The following is a 4,242-nucleotide window of genomic DNA, read 5'->3' as shown; positions in this document are numbered from 1 at the left end:
ATAAAGTCCGTGTCGGTTCGATTGATCAAAAGAAAGGGAAAAGCGGCGGATTCAGGGTTTTGTATTATGTCGTAACAGAAACCAGGAATATCTGGCTTCTGCACATATACGCCAAAGCGAACCAGCTTAACCCCACGGCTGAACAAATCAGAACATTAAACAGAATTCTTGAAGATTTATTATAGGTCTTACCCCACCCCCGTTAGTCCGATGCCCCCAATACCCAACCCCCCCAATAACTACAATAACGCAGGTCTGACCCCCCCCACAAACGGATTGCAATACATATCCCAAAAGATTATCATTGTAATGAACGCAACAAACTTTTTCGGGATGGAAAAACAAATGACACGTCTGCACATTAACATCAAAGATTCAGAAAAAGCCGTGATTGTTATCAATTTATTAAAAGAATTGCCTTTTGTGGAAATTGAAGGCAACACGATTGATAAAAAAAATGAGCCTGCCGGGAAAAAAACCAAATCTTTGGAAGATCTATTTGGATTGTGGGAAAATAAAGACATTTCCCTTTTGAAGATCCGGGAAAAAGCATGGGCCAGAGGTGTCGGACAAAATGATACTCTGTGATACCAATATTTTTATCGAAGCGTTCAAAAACAATCCATCAGCAACCGAAACGCTCAGGCGTATCGGGTTTCAAAATATTTCACTGAGCGCTGTAACTTTGATGGAATTGTATTTCGGTGCGTTTAATAAACGGGAACTGGGCAAGATAAAAAGCCGGATGAAGCATCTTGAGACGTTGATTCTGGACAGATCGATTACAAATGCTGCCATCAATTTAATTGAACAATATTCAAAAAGCCATGGTTTGCAAATACCGGATGCCCTGATTGCTGCCACTGCAATCTGTCACGATATGGAACTTTTGACATACAACGTCAAGGATTTTAAGTTTATTCAAGGAATTAAACTGTTTTCTTGATAACTGAAAATCTGAACTAAAACCCAATACCCAACCCCCCAATAACTACAATAACGCAGGCCTGACCCCCACATGAATTTTTGCAAAGAGATCACCAGAGAGATCGATGTGATCTTTCATCTGGCGGCCCGTGACCATTGCCCGGCCGTTCAACACCTATGGTCCCCGCCAGAGCGCCCGGGCCGTGATCCCCACCATCATCCCCCAGATCGCTGCCGGCAAAAACCAGATCCATCTGGGGGATGTGTCACCCACCCGGGATTTCAACTATGTGCTGGACACCTGCAAAGGATTCATTGACCTGGCCCGGTCAGACAAAACCATCGGCGAGGTGGTTAATATCGGCTCCGGGGTGGAAATTTCCGTGGGCGACACCCTGAACCTGATCAGGCAGCTGATGCACTCGGATGTGACATTCATCACGGATGACGCCCGGATCCGCCCGGAAAACTCCGAAGTGTTCCGCCTGTGCTGCGACAACACCAAGATCCATAACCTGACCGGATTCACACCGCAATATTCCCTGGAACAGGGCCTGCAACAATGCATTGACTGGTTCACGCAGCCTGAAAACCTGTCCCGGTACAAAATAGACATCTACAACGTTTAAAATTTCGGGGTCAGGCTTTCCTTATTGTTGTTATTGCAATACATATCCCAAAAGATTATCATTGTAATGAACGCAACAAACTTTTTCGGGAGATCCGTCATGCAGACATTGATAGATGAAAAAAAATAAAAGACCTTTTTAAAAAAGCAATCATTGAAGCCATGGAAGAAAGAAAGGACCTTGTCTATGATATACTCCAGGACGTGATGGAAGATATTCTACTGGTCAAGGCTATTCAGGAAGGCGAAGATTCAGAAGTTGTGGAAAGAGACGAAATTTTTCAAATTCTTGATGATAAGCGTTCGATAGTTTCTTTATGAAAACAATTTTTAAAAAAAGTTTTGCTGGAGATTTAAAAAAGCGGAAAAATGATTCTGATTTCACACAGCGGGTTAAAGAAGTTATCCAGGAAGTTGAGAAAGCCGAAAATATTTTGGATATTACCGATTTAAAAAAATTGACAAATGAAAACATTTATTATCGAATTCGTACCGGGAATTTCCGAATTGGCATTAAAATAGTGTCTGTTGAATCTGAAACTGCAGTTGTCTTTGTTCGTGCGCTTCATCGGAAAGATATTTACCGTAAATTTCCCTGATACCCAACGCCCAACAAACCCCACCCGGGTCTGCTTAAAACTTAAATCTTAACACTTAAAACTTGCTTAATGCTCATCCAAATCAAAACTCTAACCTGGGACCCCACCATCTACCCCAGAACCACCCAAAGCCGCCAAACCATCGACGCTTACGCTCAAGCCCTGGCCATTGGTGCCCAGTTCCCGCCGATCAAGATCCAGCGGGTATTCAACTATGCCGACGGCCAGACCGCCACCATCCTCCGCCTCAGCCGCCTTGGATGGACCCAGGAGAAAATTTCGGGAAAGGTGGGAATAAATCAACAGAGAATTTCTCAAATTACCAATAATGCAAATTTTGGCAATATTGGTAATTTGCTCTCTATGGGCCATACCATGGAATACATAGCCGCCCATTTGCAGATGGACCTGGCCCTGGCCCGGGCGACCAGGTCCTGGACCCCATGGCCGGTGGCGGTGTGGTCTCGGACACATGCCTGCTTTTTGAACGCCGTTGCCAGGCCTTTGATCTGGCAGTCCGGGACAAACGACCTGAAATCGAACACCACCACCGGGACCCCCAAAACGACCCATGGCCCGTGACCAGAAAAACAGACCTGATCTTTTTTGATCCCCCTTATTACACCAAGAAACAAAAGGCATATGAACAAACACACAAAACCAGGTACCACCCTGGCGTTTCTCAATGCCGACTGGCGTGATTTTGAATCCACCCCGGCCATCCAGGAAAAAACGCAGAATGCCATCACCCTGTTTGATTACCACAGTCTTTTGTCAGAAACAGGATGGAAAACCACCCACCGCATTGAATGCCCCCTGTCCACCCAGCGCCTGACCAGCACCCAGGTGCAGCGCATGCAGACCAAACGCATCCTGGGCACCATCAGCAGAACCTTGTTAATCGCCCGACGAACGTAAAGGAGAGCGCATCACAGGCAACCGCCAGCTCTATCTTCCCGTTGAAATCCAGAAAATGCTGGAAGGCGCCGGCCGCATCCGAATCCAGCTGCTTTGAACCTCCCACTAGGTAGTTTCCCCTATTTACATGACCCCCATGGATGCTATATACAACACACTTTGCACCACTCCCTCATCGGATACAGCCTTCCGCCATGTAACCGACAGAGCGGAGCTATACCTATACCCAATTCCGGGGTCAACCTTGTGTTTAAAATACCCATTTTAATGGCAAAATAAACGGTGTAACAAATGATACCCCACGACCCTAATTTCAAAAATTTGTTTCAAGATTTTCCCAGGGAAACACTCCAATGGCTGTTTCCCCAGGCAGAACAAAACTGGGGCAAGATCGTTTCCATTGAGTTTACACGTCAGGAGCCCAAAAAACACCATCTTGCAGATGCCGGGCTGGCACTGGATCTTCCGATACTGTTCCATTTTGAAAACCAGCAGCTGCTGTTATGGTAAAAATCCTTTTGCCCAAGATGCAGTATGAAAAGAACGAACGTATAGAGGTCATCCGCCAGGCATATAAAGGGTTGTTTCAACTGGCTACGCGAGGGCTGTTTGACAAATATGTGGATTTTATCGATGTGTATTCGGAAATAAGCGACCAGGAACAGCAACAACTTTATGAGACCATCATTCAACATAAGGAGACTGCCATGTTAGCGCAATATATTAGAGAAAGAGGCAGACAGGAAGGCAGACAGGAAGGCAGACAGGAAGGCAGACAGGAAACTGTGATCGCACTGGTCCGCAGTGCTGGAAAAAATAGGCTGTCCGAAGAAATGATCGCCCAGATCGCCAACCTCGACATCACTCTGGTCAGAAAAATACTGAACAACGAACCCGTCGAAATCCCGCTGCACCTGCTGTCAGACAGCTGAAAACCCGGGGGGCCAGGCTTGGCTTACGTGTGACCTTGGGTTATTGGCTTATTGTGGCCCTATGCTATAAGCCAACAAACCAACCCTGACCCCACCCCGTCTACTTAAAACTTAAAACTTAAAACTTTCCCCCCCCCCAATAACTACAATAACGCAGGCCTGATAATCATATAAAGGGCGTAGCAAAAAACAACCGTTGTCATTTGCTACTATTAAACTGCGTGGAAGCCAGCTTTCC

At 45.9% G+C, this 4,242-nt stretch carries 10 protein-coding genes; all 10 read left to right on the top strand.

The genetic code is table 11. The features are described 5' to 3' along the window. The coding region (locus DPO_RS26380) for a hypothetical protein (protein ID WP_456072981.1) at positions 1–185 on the top strand (185 nt) is incomplete at its 5' end. Between the two features lie 160 nt (positions 186–345). Continuing rightward, positions 346–588, top strand: a complete 243-nt coding sequence (locus DPO_RS23345) for a hypothetical protein (protein WP_040012318.1) — start codon at positions 346–348, stop codon at positions 586–588. After that, the gene (locus DPO_RS23340) at positions 575–946 is read left to right on the top strand and encodes a type II toxin-antitoxin system VapC family toxin (RefSeq protein ID WP_006968855.1); all 372 of its coding nucleotides are present in this window, start codon (positions 575–577) and stop codon (positions 944–946) included. Before DPO_RS23345 ends, DPO_RS23340 begins: the two co-directional genes overlap by 14 nt. Before the next feature lie 130 nt (positions 947–1,076). Then, positions 1,077–1,556, top strand: coding sequence for a GDP-mannose 4,6-dehydratase (locus DPO_RS23335; protein ID WP_006968854.1), 480 nt, complete (start codon positions 1,077–1,079; stop codon positions 1,554–1,556). Between the two features lie 125 nt (positions 1,557–1,681). Beyond that, positions 1,682–1,876, top strand: coding sequence for a hypothetical protein (locus DPO_RS23330; RefSeq protein WP_040012316.1), 195 nt, complete (start codon positions 1,682–1,684; stop codon positions 1,874–1,876). Beyond that, entirely contained in the window at positions 1,873–2,154 is a 282-nt protein-coding gene (locus tag DPO_RS23325; protein WP_006968852.1) for a type II toxin-antitoxin system RelE family toxin, read from the top strand. The genes DPO_RS23330 and DPO_RS23325 overlap by 4 nt, the downstream gene beginning before the upstream one ends. 69 nt (positions 2,155–2,223) lie before the next feature. Continuing rightward, complete coding sequence (locus DPO_RS26375) at positions 2,224–2,736, top strand: transcriptional regulator (RefSeq protein WP_006968851.1); 513 nt, start codon at positions 2,224–2,226, stop codon at positions 2,734–2,736. Between the two features lie 60 nt (positions 2,737–2,796). Beyond that, entirely contained in the window at positions 2,797–3,072 is a 276-nt protein-coding gene (locus DPO_RS26370; protein ID WP_006968850.1) for a hypothetical protein, read from the top strand. Positions 3,073–3,363: 291 nt separating this feature from the next. Then, positions 3,364–3,582 carry an RpnC/YadD family protein gene (locus tag DPO_RS26365; protein WP_006968849.1) on the top strand — a complete coding sequence of 73 codons (219 nt, stop codon included), beginning with the start codon at positions 3,364–3,366 and terminating at the stop codon, positions 3,580–3,582. Next, the gene (locus DPO_RS23310; protein WP_006968848.1) at positions 3,576–4,004 is read left to right on the top strand and encodes an RpnC/YadD family protein; all 429 of its coding nucleotides are present in this window, start codon (positions 3,576–3,578) and stop codon (positions 4,002–4,004) included. The genes DPO_RS26365 and DPO_RS23310 overlap by 7 nt, the downstream gene beginning before the upstream one ends. Positions 4,005–4,242: the final 238 nt, after the last annotated feature.

Source organism: Desulfotignum phosphitoxidans DSM 13687 (genome assembly GCF_000350545.1).
In the GTDB taxonomy this organism is placed as follows: Bacteria; Desulfobacterota; Desulfobacteria; order Desulfobacterales; family Desulfobacteraceae; genus Desulfotignum; species Desulfotignum phosphitoxidans.
Note: the sequence above shows the minus strand (reverse complement) of the source record. Positions and strands in the feature narration are given on the sequence as shown.